This is a genomic window from Bartonella acomydis, from assembly GCF_039543025.1.
Classification (GTDB): domain Bacteria; phylum Pseudomonadota; class Alphaproteobacteria; order Rhizobiales; family Rhizobiaceae; genus Bartonella; species Bartonella acomydis.
This window is the reverse complement of record NZ_BAABIY010000047.1, coordinates 1-621: the sequence shown is the minus strand read 5'-3', so window position 1 is coordinate 621 and position 621 is coordinate 1. Positions and strand designations below refer to the sequence as shown.

At 43.0% G+C, this 621-nt stretch carries 1 pseudogene; it reads right to left on the bottom strand.

The annotated features are described in order from the left end of the window. Positions 1–406 (bottom strand): annotated as a pseudogene (locus ABD909_RS06930) (DUF3792 domain-containing protein); the annotation flags it as partial. Between the last annotated feature and the right edge of the window lie 215 nt (positions 407–621).

Sequence of the window (621 nt, the reverse complement as noted above, 5' to 3'; positions counted from 1 at the left end):
TCCCTATTTTTGCTGTGTTTGAAACCACGTGGATAGCTTGGAGGGTCATGAGAAGTGTGATGAGAGCCCAAGTGAGAAAGCCATGTAAGGTTCCGGAGGATTCAGCAAAACGTCCAGCGACAAAACCTCCCACAGCAAGGCTTATCAGCATAACAATAAGAGAGCCCATACCAAAGGAGAGGAAAGAACCTCCCAAAGGGGTTGAAGAGGTGAAATCCATTTGGCTCAAGCCTAATGCTGCGACCAGAAAAGAGAGGCAGATTGAGGTGGCAAGAGCCGTTAGAAGTCCGGCAAAAATGGCAGACCATGAAATGGGTGTTTGAAAAAAAGGATAGTCTGTCTCTAGAGATGTTTCGTCTAGAAAATGTGTATCGAAGGGTGTGTCTTCAGGAATGCGGGTTTCCATGTTTTTATCTCCTTTGCTGATGCTGGAGATAGAATGCTTTCTGTCCCATTATGTTCCAAAAGTGATCCATTTGCCCCTCAAAGGCATAAAAATATCAGAAAGAGACATGCCATTATCATGCTGAAATAGGCTTGATAATGCCCTCCTTTAAAGCTCTTGATAGAGAGAGTTTTGGTCGCTTCATAAAAAATGATCTATAGGGAAATAAAAAAGTA